The sequence below is a fragment of the Pseudomonas imrae genome (genome assembly GCF_046352735.2).
GTDB classification, from domain to species: Bacteria; Pseudomonadota; Gammaproteobacteria; order Pseudomonadales; family Pseudomonadaceae; genus Aquipseudomonas; species Aquipseudomonas imrae.
The window spans coordinates 4,015,393-4,030,417 of sequence record NZ_CP110853.2 but is presented as its reverse complement, the minus strand read 5'-3'; the positions used below and the strand labels follow the sequence as shown (position 1 = coordinate 4,030,417).

Below are 15,025 nucleotides of genomic sequence, written 5' to 3'. Positions count from 1 at the left end.
TAGATTGCAGGTTCCGGGCAGGATGCGCAGGGCATCGCAGCTCTATAACAATAAAAGAGACGGACCCATGCAGAACTCGACCCAAGCGGCGAATGCCTGGCGCATTCTGTTCCTGCTGTTTCTGGCCAACCTGTTCAACTTCTTTGATCGTACGATCCCGGCGATCATCATCGAGCCGATCCGCATGGAATGGAGTCTGAGTGACTTCCAGCTCGGTATCATCGGTACCGCATTTACCATCGTCTACGCCATTGCCGGCCTGCCACTGGGGCGCATGGCCGATACAGGCTCGCGCAGCAAGCTGATGGGCTGGGGCCTGGCGACCTGGAGCGGGCTGACCGCAGTCAACGGCATGGTTGGCAGTTTCTGGACTTTTCTGCTGGTACGAATGGGCATCGGGATTGGCGAGGCCAGCTACGCACCGGCGGCCAACTCATTGATTGGCGATCTCTTCCCGGCACATCGCCGCGCTCGGGCGATGGGTATTTTCATGCTTGGCTTGCCCCTGGGACTGTTGCTGGCGTTCTTCACCATCGGCGCGATGGTCGAAGCCTTCGGTAGCTGGCGCGCACCGTTCTTTATTGCCGCTGTCCCGGGGCTGATCCTGGCGGTGTTTATGTTTTACATCAAGGAGCCCAAGCGCGGTGCAGCCGAAACCGTGCAGGTCTCTCAAGAGAAGGTCGACCGGCCTATCCGCCGGGTGCTGGCGGTGCCGACCTTTCTGTGGCTGGTGTTGGCCGGGTTGTGCTTCAACTTTGCGACCTATGCTTGCAACTCGTTTCTAGTACCGATGTTACAGCGCTATTTTTTGATGCCGTTACAGGATGCGGCTGTTGCGACCGGGGTAATTGTCGGCGTAACGGGGCTGGTCGGGCTGACGCTGGGAGGTTGGATTGCTGACAAGATCCATCAACGGGTTGCCAATGGACGCCTGTTGTTTGCGGCCTTCAGCTTGATTGTCTCTACGGTGTGCACCGCCTGGGCGTTGCACGCGGGTCGCATCGAGATCGGTGTGTTCGTGGCGGTGTTCAGTGTGGGCTGGTTGTTTGCCTATAACTTCTACACCTGTGTATACACGGCGATTCAGGACGTAGTGGAACCGCGTCTGCGGGCTACGGCCATGGCACTGTTTTTCGCGGGCCTGTATCTGCTGGGTGGTGGTATGGGGCCGGTCGTGGTGGGGGCGCTGTCCGATCACTTTGCTCACGCTGCGATGTATGCGGCGGGCGCCGAGCAAATGACTGAAGCCTTTAAAGCGGTGGGCCTGCATGACGCCATGTATCTGATTCCGGTAGCGCTGTTTTTGACCATGCTGTTTCTGTTCCAGGCATCGCGGTGTTTTGTGCGTGATGCCAAGCGGATGAAGGACGGGCTGGGTGCGGCGGAAGTGCTTGGCTCTGCGGTTGCGGTCTGAGGTTTATCAGGGCGAGACGCACCCTCGCTCCTTGAGCGGCTCTTGCGATAAAGACCCGGTTAAGAAAACGCAGCAAGCCGGTGTGGGAGCTGTCTCGCTAAAGCTCGACAGCTCCCAGGGTTGATTTCACCAGAAATCAACCCGCGACCAGTACGCGAATCGCCTCTAGTCGCAGCGCCGCTTTATCGAGCATGGCCAAACCTTGCTCACGTTGCTTGCGCAACGCGACCAGCTCGCTCTCACGCACAGTCGGGTTGACCGCTTGCAGCGCAGTCAGGCGCGCCAGTTCTTCGTCGGTATCGGCAGCCAGGCGGCGTTGCGCCTCGGCCACGCGTTCGGCGTGACGTGGGGCGATTTTTTCTTCGCCGGCGTTGATCCGTGGCGTCAGTTGATCGCGCTGGGCCTGCACAAACTTGTTAGCGCTGGCCCGTGGCACGCTTTCCAGCTGATCGTTCAAGGTGGTGAACGACACTCGGCCCGACAAGTCATTGCCGTTGGCGTCCAACAGGCAGCGCAGCGCTGCCGGCGGCAAGTAGCGACCCAGTTGCAACGCGCGCGGCGCTACCACTTCACTGACGTAGAGCAGTTCCAGCAACACTGTGCCCGGCTTGAGCGCCTTGTTCTTGATCAGCGCCACGGCGGTGTTGCCCATCGAACCGGACAGCACCAGGTCCATGCCACCCTGGACCATCGGGTGTTCCCAGGTGATGAACTGCATGTCTTCGCGAGACAGCGCCTGGTTGCGGTCGTAGGTAATGGTCACGCCTTCGTCATCGCCCAGCGGGAAGCTGGCGTCGAGCATTTTTTCGCTGGGTTTGAGGATCAGCGCATTGTCCGAATGGTCTTCGCTGTCGATGCCGAACGCATCGAACAGGGTTTCCATGTAGATCGGCAAGGTGAACTGGTCGTCCTGTTCAAGAATCTCTTCCACCAACGCATCACCTTCGCCAGCACCGCCGGAGTTGAGCTCCAGCAAGCGGTCGCGACCGGTGTGCAGCTCGGCTTCGAGGCGCTCGCGCTCGGCGCGGGCTTCGTCGATCAGTGCTTGCCACTCACCGTCGTCGGCGTCTTCGAGCAGCGGCAGCAGGCGCGGGCCGAACTGATGTTGCAGGGCGTTGCCGGTCGGGCAGGTGTTCAGGAAGGCATTCAGCGCCTCGTGGTACCACTGGAACAACCGCTCTTGCGGGCTGGTTTCCAGGTAAGGCACATGCAGTTCGATTACATGCTTCTGTCCGATCCGGTCGAGACGGCCGATTCGCTGTTCCAGCAGGTCCGGGTGGGACGGCAGGTCGAACAGCACCAGATGGTGGGCGAACTGGAAGTTGCGACCTTCACTGCCGATTTCCGAGCAGATCAGTACTTGCGCGCCGAACTCTTCATCGGCGAAGTAGGCCGCGGCACGGTCCCGCTCGAGGATGTTCATGCCTTCGTGGAACACCGTGGCCGGGATGCCGGAACGCACGCGCAGGGCGTCTTCCAGGTCCATGGCGGTCTCGGCATGGGCGCAGATCACCAGGACCTTGGTGCGCTTGAGCATTTTCAACTGGTCGATCAGCCATTCGACCCGTGGGTCGAAGCGCCACCAACGCTGTTCTTCTTCAATGTCCGGCTGCGATTGGAAGCTGACTTCCGGATACAACTCGGCGTGTTCACCCAACGGCAGTTCGAGGTACTCGTCCGGGCATGGCAGCGGGTACGCATGCAGCTTGCGCTCGGGGAAACCTTGTACCGCGGCGCGGGTATTGCGAAACAGCACGCGGCCGGTGCCGTGGCGGTCCAGCAGTTCACGCACCAGGCGGGCGCTGGCTTCGGTGTCGCCATCGTTGACCGCGGTCAGCAAGGCTTCGCCTTCGTTGCCGAGGAAACCCTGGATAGTCTTGTGGGCAGCAGGCGAGAGGCGGCCCTTGTCCATCAGTTCCTGGACGGCTTCGGCCACCGGGCGATAGTTCTCGCTCTCGGCGCGGAAGGCCTTGACGTCGTGGAAACGGTTTGGGTCCAGCAGGCGCAGGCGCGCGAAGTGGCTGTCTTGGCCCAGTTGCTCCGGGGTTGCAGTCAGCAGCAGGACACCGGGAATGGTTTCGGCCAGTTGCTCCACCAGCCTGTATTCAGCGCTGGCTTGTTCTTCGTGCCACACCAGGTGGTGTGCCTCATCGACGACCATCAAGTCCCAGCCGGCGGCGAACAGCGCATCCTGGGCTTTCTCGTCGTCTACCAGCCATTCCAGGGCGACCAGCGCGAGCTGGGTGTCTTCGAACGGGTTGCTGGCGTCGCTTTCAATAAAGCGCTCTTCGTCAAACAGCGCGACTTGCAGGTTGAAGCGCCGGCGCATTTCTACCAGCCACTGGTGTTGCAGGTTTTCCGGGACCAGGATCAACACGCGGTTGGCCCGGCCGGAGAGCAACTGGCGATGGATCACCAGGCCGGCTTCAATGGTCTTGCCCAGGCCTACTTCGTCTGCCAGCAATACCCGGGGGGCGATACGGTCGGCGACCTCGCGGGCAATGTGCAATTGGTGAGCGATCGGCTGCGCACGCACGCCACCCAGGCCCCAGAGCGAGGACTGTAGTTGGCGGCTGGTGTGTTCCAGGGTGTGGTAGCGCAGGGAGAACCAGGCCAGTGGGTCGATCTGGCCGGCGAACAGTCGGTCGCTGGCCAGGCGGAACTGGATGAAGTTCGACAGTTGGGTTTCCGGCAGGGTGACCTGTTCGTTCTGCCCATTGAGACCGTGATAGACCAGCAGGCCGTCGACATCGTCGACTTCGCGCACGGTCATTTTCCAGCCTTCGAAATGGGTGATGGTGTCACCTGGTGAAAATCTTACGCGAGTGAGGGGCGCATTCCGTAGCGCGTACTGGCGGGTGTCGCCAGTGGCCGGATAGAGCACGGTCAACAAGCGCCCGTCCTGTGCCAGAACGGTGCCTAACCCCAGCTCTGCTTCGCTGTCACTAATCCAGCGTTGCCCCGGTTGATACTGCTGCGCCATGCTGCCTGACTCCCGCCGTGAAAAAGCCGACTATTCTAACGGAACAAGGTCCTCAGCCAAAGGATTCTGACAAAAACTACTCCGCTCGCCGGGTGATGGTGGTGCGGCGCGACAGGTGGCACGGCACCAAGGATTGACGACTGGGTCACAAGTTGGCGTCTACAGGCTCAAGTCGTTGGCGCGGCAGCCGACAGCTTGCTGACAGGAGACTCATAATCATGCTGCCACCCATCTTGCCGTTGAATGTTGTGCCGGTCACCTCACAACTCGACCCTGTGCGCCCCAAACCCGATATCCCACCAGTGGTGCCAGCGCAGGCAAGCTCCAACGAAAGCACCATCGACCTGAAAAATCGCGATGCCGAGCAGTCGACCTTGTTGCTGCGAGAAGAGCAACGGCGCCAGCAGGAGCAGCAAAAGCGCCGACGCGAGGCGCAGGACTATTCCGAGCAGCATCTGGCTATTCCAGGCGATGAGCTCAATGCCGATAACACCGTACCGGTCGTGCCGCTGATCGACGGTGCGCCCCGGCAGGGGTTGTGGGTGGATGTCGAGGTTTAACCGCAAAGCTCTTGCAGTGCTCGACATACATTTATTTGCGCGCAGGTTTGCTCCGCAGCTACCCAGGACGCATTATTGAGCCATTCCAGCCATTACGTAAGCCAAGCCATGAGTGACGACAAGCTGATCGACCTGAATGCCGAGCGGACCAAACGTGTCCACGATCTTAATGACAAGCGACTTAACGAGGTGCGCCAAGCCTTTGAGCAGGCGATGCCATTGGGCAAGGCGAAGAAAAAGTCGAAAAACAAACCGAAAAAACGCTGAAATGACCTGAATTGCTTGATACAGGTCAGTTATTTCCCTTCTTTATGCCCCGTTGTGGGCGGCATTGATCCTCGTCAATTTTTCCTTTCGGCTTCTTGGTTAACTTAGCCCCATCGCAACAGGGCAAGCGCAGGAGGCCGGTCATGTTTTTCGATAATGTGGTATTTGCCGGAGTGCTGACCGTCGGCCTCATGGTGCTGTTTTTTGTAGGGTTTGGAATTTTTATCTGGAAAGACGCCAATAAGCGTAAAAAACCTTAGGGTTTCTGGATTACATGAGCACGCAAGGCATTTTGGGCGACTTCGGTCGCCCTTTTTTTTGGCCGGGTTTTTAGGGCCTATCCGTTGTTACCGTGATCGCAACAAAAAGCCATGAAAAAAGGCGCAACCTCCAAAGGTTGCGCCTTTCTTGTTCAGCCGTGGACTATCAACTTCCCAGTGCGATGGACGCCAGCCAGAACAAGCCGGCCGACAGGGTCACGGTCGCAGGCAGGGTCAATACCCAAGCCATCAGGATAGTCTTGACCGTGCCACCTTGCAGGCCGCTTTTGTTGGCGACCATGGTACCCGCCACGCCAGAGGACAGGACGTGGGTAGTAGATACCGGCAGGCTGAAGATATTGGCAAAGCCGATCATGGTGGCCGTGGTGATTTGTGCCGACATGCCTTGGGCGTAAGTCATGCCCTGCTTGCCGATTTTCTCACCGATGGTCAGGACCACGCGTTTCCAGCCGACCATGGTTCCCAGGCCCAGGGCCAGGGCTACCGCGAGAATCACCCAGAACGGTGCATATTCGGTGGTGGCGGTCAGGTCTTTGCGCAGCTTGTCCAGGTCGGACTTCTCGCGGTTATCCAAACCTGGCAGTTTGCCGACTTTCTTCGCGGTATCGTCCAGGCAGAGCAGGTAGCGACGTACTTCAATGCGTTGTTCGGAGGTCAGTGAATGGTAGTCGGAGACACCCTTCAATGTGCCGAGAAGAGCGTTGATGGTCGGTTCGGTCTGTTGCGGGTTGCAACGGAACTTGCCTGGCAGGTCTTCTTTGACGCTTTTGCCCAGGGAGAGGAACTCACCGAGGGTTTCGTGGTTACGCTGGTAGAACTGATTGAGGTGCAACGTGGCATCACGGGTGCGCTCGATCTGGTAAGTGCTGCTGCCCAGATCGAGTACGAACTGCGCGGGCACGATACCTATGAGCACCAACATGATCAGGCCGATACCTTTCTGGCCATCGTTGGAACCGTGCACGAAACTCACGGCCATGGCGGAAATCACCAGTACCAGGCGGTTCCAGAACGGCGGATGCTTCTTGTCGTCGAGCTTGCGGCGCTGGTCCGGCGTCTTGTGCATCTTGGACAGTGGGCGCCACCATTTAAGGCCAATCAACACCAGGGCTGCGACCAGGAAGCCGGCCATGGGCGAGAACACCAGCGAAGCACCGATATCGATCGCCTTCTGCCAGTTGACCCCGTCCGCCAGGGGAATGTCGTTGATCAGGGCGTTGGCCAGGCCGACACCGAGGATCGAACCGATCAGCGTGTGGGAGCTGGAAGCCGGAATCCCGAAGTACCAGGTGCCCAGGTTCCAGGTGATGGCGGCTGCCAACAATGAGAACACCATGGCCAGGCCATGGCCGGTATTCACATTGATCAACAACTCCACCGGCAGCAGATGCACGATGGCGTAGGCAACACCCACCCCGCCGAGCAGCACGCCAAGGAAATTGAATACCCCGGAAAAGAACACGGCTAGGTGCGGCGGCATGGCCTTGGTATAGATGACTGTGGCCACCGCGTTAGCGGTGTCATGAAAGCCATTGATGAACTCGAAGGCGAGGACAAAGAACAGGGCGAGCAGCAGGCTCACAAGAACCCAAGCATCCAGTCCGCTGAATAAATCGATCATGAAGGTTTTATGACCAGGTCTAAAGGGGGCGCGATTATGCCAGAAAACCTGGCTAATCGATGCACTAGCTGCTCGCCGGTAACATTCTTCAACGAATTAATTTGTGACCGAGTAGCTCGCCCCCAGGATTCAAGGTGAAATTTAACCCGTTGATTTATATATTATAAGTCCCTGGAGGCGGGGTGCGACAACCGTGACGTCGACCTTGAAACGCTCGTATGAAATTTTGATACAGCCCAGAAAATGACATAGCAGGCCATAACAGAGCCGCCTCGCCAGCGATGTGCTGGCAAGGGCGCGAATGGCTCTTGAGGCTCAACCTGGTGGCTTATGACTCTTCGGCCTTAAGGTCCTTTTCGATCTTTTGGATCTCTTGGGCAAAAGCCTGGTCGAGCAGGCTGGCGCGCTTGCGCCATGGTTTGCGCTCAGGCTCTGGCTGGGCGGCGTAGGTGGTGACTTCCCCGCCGTAAACATCCTTGTAACGCTGTTCCTGGCGCTCAAGTTCCGCGCGCAGTTCGTCTTTCGTCACATTGTTACCTAATTGAGTTGAGTTGAGTTCCGGTGAAGCGCAATGCAATGACAGGTCTATCGTGTCACCTTCAAGCAATCCGCATTTGAGGGAGTACACGATAAACCGCTTCGTTATTGCAGGCGGCCACGGCACCGGAAAAACAGCTGTCGCAGCAACAGTTTTGTTTGCAGGTCATAAGCACATGGCAGGCATTTGGAATGTGCATCCAATGCCTGCGACAACGCTATGCAAGAGCGTGGGCAAGGTCCGGCGACATCTGCAGTCACGCGGGAAGCAAGGCTGACCTTGTCACAGGGTGCATTATAACGGCGCATTTGAATAACACTATCACCAACAAGTTGAAAAACGTCAACTTCGCAAGTGGCTGCTTGCGAGGCAATAGTCGAAGTTTTAGCGTAACACTTGTTTAGTGTTCTAAAAGTGATCCTCGCGGTTCGGGTTATTTGCTCAGCCATCAGCGCTACATCGCACCATCCAGCGAGAGCGGGCGGGCGTGCAAATTGCGATTATCGATGGGTCGTTCGATAATCGCACAATGTTGCAGGCCTCACCTTGTGTATCGGTTGCCGGCCAGCTTGTAATAGCCGTTGAAAACAATAGAAAGGACCTGAAATGAACGATCAATTGCGCAACTCCTTCGCGTCAGTGGCGCCGCCGATCGTTGCGTCACCGGCCAAGCGGATCCAGGCGTTTACCGGTGACCCTGATTTCATGACCTCTCTGGCCCGCGGCCTGGCAGTGGTGCAGGCATTCCAGGAGCGCAAGCGCCACCTGACCATCGCCCAAATCAGCCACCGCACGGAAATTCCTCGCGCCGCCGTGCGTCGCTGCCTGCATACCTTGATTAAACTCGGCTACGCCACGACGGATGGGCGAACCTATTCGTTGTTGCCCAAGGTCTTGACCCTGGGCCACGCCTATCTGTCTTCCACGCCGCTGGCTGTTTCCGCCCAGCCTTACCTCGACCGCATGAGCGAGCAGTTGCATGAAGCCTGCAACATGGCGACCCTTGAAGGCGACGACATCCTCTATATAGCGCGTTCCGCCACCACCCAGCGGCTGATCTCGGTGGACCTTTCGGTTGGCGGACGCCTGCCGGCTTATTGCACGTCCATGGGACGGATCTTGCTGGCCGCCCTCGATGATGCTTCGTTGCAGGATTACTTGGATCACGCCGACCTGCAGACCAAAACCAGCCGCACCCTGACCTCCCCCCAGGCTTTGCTCGAATGCCTGCAACAGGTTCGCCAGCAAGGGTGGTGCATCGTCGATCAGGAGCTGGAACAAGGGCTGCGCTCCATCGCCGTGCCGGTGTATGACGCGTCGGGCCAGGTACTGGCTGCGCTCAACATCAGCACGCATGCCGGGCGAGTCAGTCGCAGTGAATTGGAGCAGCGTTTTTTGCCGAGCATGCTCAGTGCCAGCCAGGAACTGAGCGCCCAGTTATTTGCGTAAGCGTTCGGTGACCGCACAGATCCCGTCTTGACGAATTGACGCTGTTTCCCTTGGCTCATTAATGTCGCGGCAGCGCAAGTGACCGCGATAGCCCGGCACCGTGGTTCATGTTTCGCGCCAACAATAATGACGACTCAATGTCGTTTGCCCGCCCATTGGTGTGGAAATAAGAATAATGAATCAACCTTCTGTAGGTACGTCCCTGGACGTGCAGTCCTTTATCAATGCCCAGCCGCTGTCCCGTTATCAGTGGCGGGTGGTGATCCTGTGCTTCCTGATTGTGTTTCTCGATGGTCTCGACACTGCGGCCATGGGATTCATCGCCCCGGCCTTGTCCCAGGATTGGGGAATCGACCGTGCCAGCCTCGGCCCGGTAATGAGTGCCGCGCTGATCGGCATGGTGTTCGGCGCCCTGGGCTCCGGCCCGCTGGCTGATCGGTTTGGTCGCAAGGTGGTGTTGGTGGGCGCGGTGCTGGTGTTCGGCGCCTTCAGCCTGGCCTCGGCCTATAGCACCAATGTCGACCAGTTGCTGGTCCTGCGTTTTCTCACCGGCCTGGGTCTTGGTGCCGGTATGCCCAATGCCACGACGCTGCTGTCTGAATACACGCCAGAACGGCACAAGTCATTGCTGGTCACCAGCATGTTCTGTGGTTTCAACCTGGGCATGGCCTGTGGCGGGTTTGTCTCGGCCAAGCTGATTCCGGCATTTGGCTGGCACAGTCTATTGATGATCGGCGGCATCCTGCCGTTGATCCTGGTGGGGGTGCTGCTGGTATGGCTGCCCGAGTCCGCACGCTATCTGGTGGTGCGCAATCACGGTACCGACAAGATACGTAAAGCCCTTGCGCCTATTGATCCTGCAACGATCGCCCAGGCTTCGAGCTTCAGTGTGCCGGAACAGAAAACCGTCAAGGCACGCAATGTATTTGCGGTGATCTTTTCCGGCACCTATAGCACCGGCACCTTGTTGTTGTGGCTGACCTACTTCATGGGCCTGGTGATTGTGTACCTGCTGACCAGTTGGCTGCCGACCCTGATGCGTGACAGTGGCGCCAGCATGGAGCAGGCCGCATTCATTGGTGCGTTGTTCCAGTTTGGTGGTGTGTTGAGTGCCGTTGGTGTGGGTTGGGCGATGGACCGGTTCAATCCCCACAAGGTCATCGGCACGTTCTATCTGCTGGCCGGGGTGTTTGCCTACGCCGTGGGGCAGAGCCTGGGCAATATCACGCTGTTGGCGACGCTGGTGTTGCTCGCGGGGATGTGTGTCAACGGTGCGCAATCGGCCATGCCTTCATTGGCCGCACGCTTCTATCCGACTCAGGGTCGTGCCACCGGCGTGTCATGGATGCTGGGCATCGGACGCTTTGGCGCGATTCTTGGCGCCTGGATGGGCGCGACGTTGCTGGGCCTGGGTTGGAACTTCGAGCAAGTGCTGACAGCACTGGTGATTCCCGCCGCACTGGCCACCATCGCTGTGGTGATCAAGGGCATGGTCAGCCATGCGGACGCCACCTGAGCGATAACCGATAGCTAGATAACAATCCGTTCGATAATCGAACGTTCTGTCGATTATCGGATTGTTTGGTGTAATTCCCCGGCTTAACCTTCTTGCACTTGGGCGCTGTCTCCAGCGCCATTTTCGATTCACACCGGGAGCCCAACCCCATGGCTGAAATTCTCTCGCTGTCTGACGCGGTGATGCGGTTCGTCAACGATGGCGATACCGTCGCGCTCGAAGGCTTCACTCACTTGATCCCTACAGCGGCAGGGCATGAAATCATTCGTCAGGGCAAGAAAGATCTGACGTTGGTGCGCATGACGCCTGATTTGATCTACGACCAATTGATCGGCACCGGATGTGCGCGCAAGTTGATTTTTTCTTGGGGCGGCAACCCAGGCGTGGGTTCGTTGCATCGCCTGCGGGACGCGGTGGAGAAACAATGGCCGCAGCCCCTGGAGATCGAAGAACACAGCCACGCCGACCTGGCGAATGCCTATGTCGCCGGCGCTTGCGGGCTGCCGTTTGCGGTGTTGCGCGCTTATGCAGGCTCCGACCTGCCCAAGGTCAACCCGCTGATCAAGTCTGTCACCTGTCCGTTTACCGGTGAAGTACTGGCGGCGGTACCTTCGGTGCGCCCGGACGTTACCGTGATCCACGCGCAAAAAGCCGACCGCAAAGGCAACGTGCTGTTGTGGGGCATTCTCGGGGTGCAGAAAGAAGCTGCCCTGGCGGCCCAACGGTGCATCGTGACCGTAGAAGAAGTCGTCGACGACCTGAATGCACCGATGAATGCCTGCGTGCTGCCGACCTGGGCCTTGACTGCCGTTTGCCATGTACCGGGCGGGGCGCATCCGTCCTACGCCCACGGCTACACCGAACGTGACAACCGCTTCTACCAGGCCTGGGACCCGATCGCTCGTGACCGTGGGACCTTTACCGCATGGATTGATGAATATATCCATGGCACTGCTGACTTCAGTGAATTCCAGGCCAAGCTGGCTGCCGCGCAGGAGGCCAAGTAATGACTTACTCGACCAACGAAATGATGACGGTTGCTGCCGCGCGTCGCCTGAAGAACGGTTCGGTGTGCTTCGTCGGTATAGGCTTGCCATCCAAGGCTGCCAATCTCGCACGTCTGACGTCCTCGCCAGACGTGGTGTTGATCTATGAGTCGGGCCCGATTGGCGCCAAGCCGTCGGTGTTGCCACTGTCCATCGGCGACGGCGAGTTGGCGCAAACCGCTGACACCGTCGTACCGACGGGTGAGATTTTTCGCTACTGGCTGCAAGGCGGACGTATTGATGTCGGTTTCCTTGGCGCAGCCCAGGTCGACCGCTTCGGCAATATCAACACCACGGTAGTTGGCGATTATCACCAGCCCAAAGTTCGCCTGCCGGGCGCGGGTGGCGCACCGGAGATCGCCGGTTCGGCCAAGAGCGTGCTGATTATCCTCAAGCAATCGGCGCGCTCGTTCGTCGACAAACTGGACTTCATTACCTCGGTAGGTCACGGCGAAGGTGGTGATTCACGCAAGCGTCTCGGCCTGCCAGGCGCGGGGCCGGTGGGGATCATTACCGATCTGTGCATCATGGAGCCGGAGGAGGGCACCCACGAGTTCGTGGTCACCGCGCTGCATCCCGGTGTCACCCGCGAACAAGTGGTTGCCGCCACTGGCTGGGCGATTCGTTTTGCCGATCAGGTCAGTACCAGTACCGAACCCACGGCGATTGAATTGACTGCCTTGCGTGATCTTGAGGCCCGTACGGCCGCCGCCCATGGCCAAGCCCCGGGAGAAGCCTGATGCGCGACGTATTTATCTGTGATGCGGTCCGTACGCCTATTGGTCGTTTCGGCGGAGGCTTGTCGAGCGTGCGTGCCGATGATCTGGCCGCGTTGCCGATCAAGGCGTTGATGGAACGTAACCCATCCGTGGATTGGAATGCCGTCGACGAAGTGTTTCTTGGCTGCGCCAACCAGGCGGGCGAAGACAACCGCAACGTAGCGCGCATGGCTACGTTGCTGGCCGGTTTGCCCGCGAGTATTCCCGGAGTGACCCTCAACCGTTTGTGTGCCTCGGGCATGGACGCGATCGGCACGGCATTTCGTGCAATTGCCAGCGGCGAGATGGAGTTGGCAATTGCCGGTGGCGTCGAGTCGATGTCACGTGCGCCGTTTGTGATGGGCAAGTCTGACGCGGCGTTCTCGCGCAGCATGAAACTTGAGGACACCACGATCGGCTGGCGTTTTATCAATCCGTTGATGAAAGCCCAATACGGTGTCGACGCGATGCCGCAGACCGCCGATAACGTGGCCGACGAATACAAGGTGTCGCGCGCCGATCAGGACGCTTTTGCCTTGCGTAGCCAGCAACGTACCGCCGCCGCTCAGGCCGCCGGTTTTTTCGCCGAAGAAATCGTTGCGGTGCGGGTCGCTCATAAAAAAGGCGAGATCCTGGTCGAGCACGACGAGCATCCCCGGGCCGACACCACACTGCAAGCCTTGGCCCGCCTCAAACCGGTCAACGGCGTGGACAAGACCGTCACCGCGGGCAATGCCTCCGGTGTCAACGATGGCGCCGCCGCGCTGATCCTGGCGTCTGCCGAAGCGGTAAAAAAACACGGCCTCACTGCCCGCGCCCGCGTATTGGGCATGGCCAGTGCAGGTGTGGCACCACGGGTCATGGGGATCGGCCCGGTTCCGGCAGTGCGCAAACTGCTGGAACGCCTGGGCTTGAACGTGACTGATTTCGACGTGATCGAACTCAACGAAGCCTTTGCCAGCCAGGGCCTGGCAGTGCTGCGTGAGTTGGGGCTGGAGGACGATGCACCGCAGGTTAACCCGAACGGTGGCGCCATTGCCTTGGGCCATCCGCTGGGCATGAGCGGCGCGCGCCTGGTGCTGACGGCCCTGCACCAGCTTGAAAAAACCAAAGGCAAAAAAGCCTTGGCAACCATGTGTGTGGGTGTCGGCCAAGGCCTGGCGCTGGCTATCGAACGCGTTTAGAACACAAGAACAACGAGGATGAACTGATGAGTGACAAGCCCGGATACCGGCGCCCGCAAGCGGGTACTCAACCTGATTACCTGCACCCCGAATACCAGTCGACGAACCTGCGCTCGCCGTCAAAACCCCTGGTGTTCCTGCCCCATTCGTTGTCGGAAATCACCGGCCCGACCATCGGCGCCGAATACATCGAGGCGAAGGACAACGACCTGACCGCCCAGCATGACGGCGAGCCGCAAGGCGAGCGCATCATCATCCACGGCCGCGTACTGGATGAGAATGGCCTGCCGGTGCCGGGCATCCTGGTAGAGATCTGGCAGGCCAATGCCGCCGGGCGCTACAACCACAAGCGCGACCTGCACGATGCACCGTTGGACCCCAACTTCACTGGTACTGGGCGGACCGTCACCGATGCCGAGGGTTGGTATCAATTCCAGACCATCAAGCCTGGCGCCTATCCGTGGGGTAATCACCATAACGCCTGGCGCCCGGCACACATTCACTTTTCGCTGTTCGGCCCCAGTGTGCTGACGCGGCTGGTGACACAGATGTATTTCCCCGGCGACCCGTTGCTTGAATACGACCCGATCTACAACTGCGTGCCGGACACTTCGGCCAAAGAACGCTTGATCGCCAGCTTCGACCTGGAAAAAACCGTACCGCATTATGCCCTCGGCTACCGCTGGGACATCGTCTTGCGCGGCCGCGACGCCACGCCGATGGAGAAATAATATGACTCTTTACGCGACCACCTCCCACACCGTCGGGCCTTATTACCACATTGGCCTGACCTGGCTGAACCGCGAAGACCTCACCACTGCCGACACGCTTGGCGAACGCCTGGCAATTAGCGGGCAAGTGGTGGATGGCAACGGTGATGTCGTCAACGACGCCATGCTGGAAGTCTGGCAAGCCAACGCAGCCGGCAAATATGACCATCCCGAAGACGACCAGGACAAATCCCTGGACCCTGATTTCAAAGGGTTTGGCCGCGTGCCGGTGGACGCTGAAGGACGCTTTCGCTTTACCACCATCAAGCCGGGCAGCGTGCCGGGGCTGAAGGGCACGACCCAGGCGCCGCACCTGGTGGTATTGGTGTTCGCCCGTGGGTTGGTGAAACACTTGCTGACGCGGATTTATTTCGCCGGTGAAGCGATGAATGCAGATGACCCGTTGTTGCGGTGTGTGCCTGCTGAGCGTCGCAGTACCTTGATTGCCGAGGCGGATGCAAACGGGGTGTATCAATGGAACGTGGTTTTGCAGGGGACAGAAAGGGAAACGGTGTTCTTCGATTATTGAGGTGGGTTTCAAGCCACCCACCAGATTCACTCCCAACACCACCTGAAAGTCTTCTTGTGGAACGACACTGTTACAAAGTATGTCTAGGGTTAAACCTGTTCCCTACGAG

At 58.9% G+C, this 15,025-nt stretch carries 14 protein-coding genes; 11 read left to right on the top strand and 3 right to left on the bottom strand.

All coding sequences use genetic code 11. From position 1 onward, the window contains the following. Positions 1 to 67: 67 nt before the first annotated feature. Positions 68 to 1,414 carry a spinster family MFS transporter gene (locus OQ460_RS18285; protein WP_410018792.1) on the top strand — a complete coding sequence of 449 codons (1,347 nt, stop codon included), beginning with the start codon at positions 68 to 70 and terminating at the stop codon, positions 1,412 to 1,414. 136 nt (positions 1,415 to 1,550) lie between these two features. On the opposite strand, the gene rapA is transcribed toward OQ460_RS18285, so the two are convergent. Further along, positions 1,551 to 4,397: an RNA polymerase-associated protein RapA gene (gene rapA / locus OQ460_RS18280; protein WP_410018791.1), complete on the bottom strand. Its 2,847-nt coding sequence runs from the start codon at positions 4,395 to 4,397 to the stop codon at positions 1,551 to 1,553. A gap of 218 nt (positions 4,398 to 4,615) precedes the next feature. Here rapA and OQ460_RS18275 point away from each other — a divergent pair, with 218 nt between their 5' ends. The 3 genes from OQ460_RS18275 (at position 4,616) to ccoM (ending at position 5,484) form a co-directional block, all read left to right on the top strand. Further along, complete coding sequence (locus OQ460_RS18275; RefSeq protein WP_410018790.1) at positions 4,616 to 4,957, top strand: aspartate-semialdehyde dehydrogenase; 342 nt, start codon at positions 4,616 to 4,618, stop codon at positions 4,955 to 4,957. Between the two features lie 75 nt (positions 4,958 to 5,032). After that, positions 5,033 to 5,224 (top strand): hypothetical protein, encoded by a 192-nt coding sequence (locus OQ460_RS18270; protein ID WP_410022103.1) that lies wholly within the window; start codon positions 5,033 to 5,035, stop codon positions 5,222 to 5,224. 143 nt (positions 5,225 to 5,367) lie between these two features. Further along, a complete protein-coding gene (gene ccoM, locus OQ460_RS18265; RefSeq protein ID WP_339529084.1) occupies positions 5,368 to 5,484 on the top strand; it encodes a cytochrome c oxidase subunit CcoM in 117 nt (38 codons plus the stop codon). Positions 5,485 to 5,650: 166 nt separating this feature from the next. Here ccoM and OQ460_RS18260 read toward each other — a convergent pair whose 3' ends face one another. Beyond that, entirely contained in the window at positions 5,651 to 7,126 is a 1,476-nt protein-coding gene (locus OQ460_RS18260) for an inorganic phosphate transporter (protein WP_410018789.1), read from the bottom strand. A 328-nt stretch (positions 7,127 to 7,454) separates the two neighbouring features. Beyond that, a complete protein-coding gene (locus tag OQ460_RS18255; protein WP_084377048.1) occupies positions 7,455 to 7,655 on the bottom strand; it encodes a hypothetical protein in 201 nt (66 codons plus the stop codon). Positions 7,656 to 8,270: 615 nt separating this feature from the next. Between OQ460_RS18255 and pcaR the strand changes: the two genes are divergently transcribed. From pcaR to pcaG, 7 genes are all read left to right on the top strand, one after another. Beyond that, positions 8,271 to 9,113 carry a pca regulon transcriptional regulator PcaR gene (gene pcaR, locus OQ460_RS18250; protein WP_410018788.1) on the top strand — a complete coding sequence of 281 codons (843 nt, stop codon included), beginning with the start codon at positions 8,271 to 8,273 and terminating at the stop codon, positions 9,111 to 9,113. A 175-nt stretch (positions 9,114 to 9,288) separates the two neighbouring features. Next, a complete protein-coding gene (locus tag OQ460_RS18245; protein WP_410018787.1) occupies positions 9,289 to 10,629 on the top strand; it encodes an MFS transporter in 1,341 nt (446 codons plus the stop codon). 149 nt (positions 10,630 to 10,778) lie between these two features. Further along, positions 10,779 to 11,636, top strand: a complete 858-nt coding sequence (locus tag OQ460_RS18240; RefSeq protein ID WP_410018786.1) for a CoA transferase subunit A — start codon at positions 10,779 to 10,781, stop codon at positions 11,634 to 11,636. Continuing rightward, positions 11,636 to 12,415 carry a CoA-transferase subunit beta gene (locus OQ460_RS18235; RefSeq protein ID WP_410018785.1) on the top strand — a complete coding sequence of 260 codons (780 nt, stop codon included), beginning with the start codon at positions 11,636 to 11,638 and terminating at the stop codon, positions 12,413 to 12,415. Before OQ460_RS18240 ends, OQ460_RS18235 begins: the two co-directional genes overlap by 1 nt. Further along, complete coding sequence (gene pcaF / locus OQ460_RS18230) at positions 12,412 to 13,617, top strand: 3-oxoadipyl-CoA thiolase (RefSeq protein WP_410022047.1); 1,206 nt, start codon at positions 12,412 to 12,414, stop codon at positions 13,615 to 13,617. Before OQ460_RS18235 ends, pcaF begins: the two co-directional genes overlap by 4 nt. Positions 13,618 to 13,643: 26 nt before the next feature. Then, positions 13,644 to 14,348, top strand: a complete 705-nt coding sequence (gene pcaH, locus OQ460_RS18225; protein ID WP_410018784.1) for a protocatechuate 3,4-dioxygenase subunit beta — start codon at positions 13,644 to 13,646, stop codon at positions 14,346 to 14,348. A 1-nt stretch (position 14,349) separates the two neighbouring features. After that, positions 14,350 to 14,916: a protocatechuate 3,4-dioxygenase subunit alpha gene (gene pcaG / locus OQ460_RS18220; protein ID WP_410018783.1), complete on the top strand. Its 567-nt coding sequence runs from the start codon at positions 14,350 to 14,352 to the stop codon at positions 14,914 to 14,916. Positions 14,917 to 15,025 lie beyond the last annotated feature (109 nt).

What these genes read in the sequence shown, in the direction of transcription:
- pcaH (WP_410018784.1), top strand. Translation starts at nt 13,644, where the DNA reads ATGAGTGACAAGCCCGGATACCGGCGCCCGCAAGCGGGTACTCAACCT.
- OQ460_RS18260 (WP_410018789.1), bottom strand. Translation starts at nt 7,126, where the DNA reads ATGATCGATTTATTCAGCGGACTGGATGCTTGGGTTCTTGTGAGCCTG.
- rapA (WP_410018791.1), bottom strand. Translation starts at nt 4,397, where the DNA reads ATGGCGCAGCAGTATCAACCGGGGCAACGCTGGATTAGTGACAGCGAA.
- OQ460_RS18235 (WP_410018785.1), top strand. Translation starts at nt 11,636, where the DNA reads ATGACTTACTCGACCAACGAAATGATGACGGTTGCTGCCGCGCGTCGC.
- ccoM (WP_339529084.1), top strand. Translation starts at nt 5,368, where the DNA reads ATGTTTTTCGATAATGTGGTATTTGCCGGAGTGCTGACCGTCGGCCTC.
- OQ460_RS18275 (WP_410018790.1), top strand. Translation starts at nt 4,616, where the DNA reads ATGCTGCCACCCATCTTGCCGTTGAATGTTGTGCCGGTCACCTCACAA.
- OQ460_RS18245 (WP_410018787.1), top strand. Translation starts at nt 9,289, where the DNA reads ATGAATCAACCTTCTGTAGGTACGTCCCTGGACGTGCAGTCCTTTATC.
- pcaR (WP_410018788.1), top strand. Translation starts at nt 8,271, where the DNA reads ATGAACGATCAATTGCGCAACTCCTTCGCGTCAGTGGCGCCGCCGATC.
- OQ460_RS18240 (WP_410018786.1), top strand. Translation starts at nt 10,779, where the DNA reads ATGGCTGAAATTCTCTCGCTGTCTGACGCGGTGATGCGGTTCGTCAAC.
- OQ460_RS18285 (WP_410018792.1), top strand. Translation starts at nt 68, where the DNA reads ATGCAGAACTCGACCCAAGCGGCGAATGCCTGGCGCATTCTGTTCCTG.
- pcaG (WP_410018783.1), top strand. Translation starts at nt 14,350, where the DNA reads ATGACTCTTTACGCGACCACCTCCCACACCGTCGGGCCTTATTACCAC.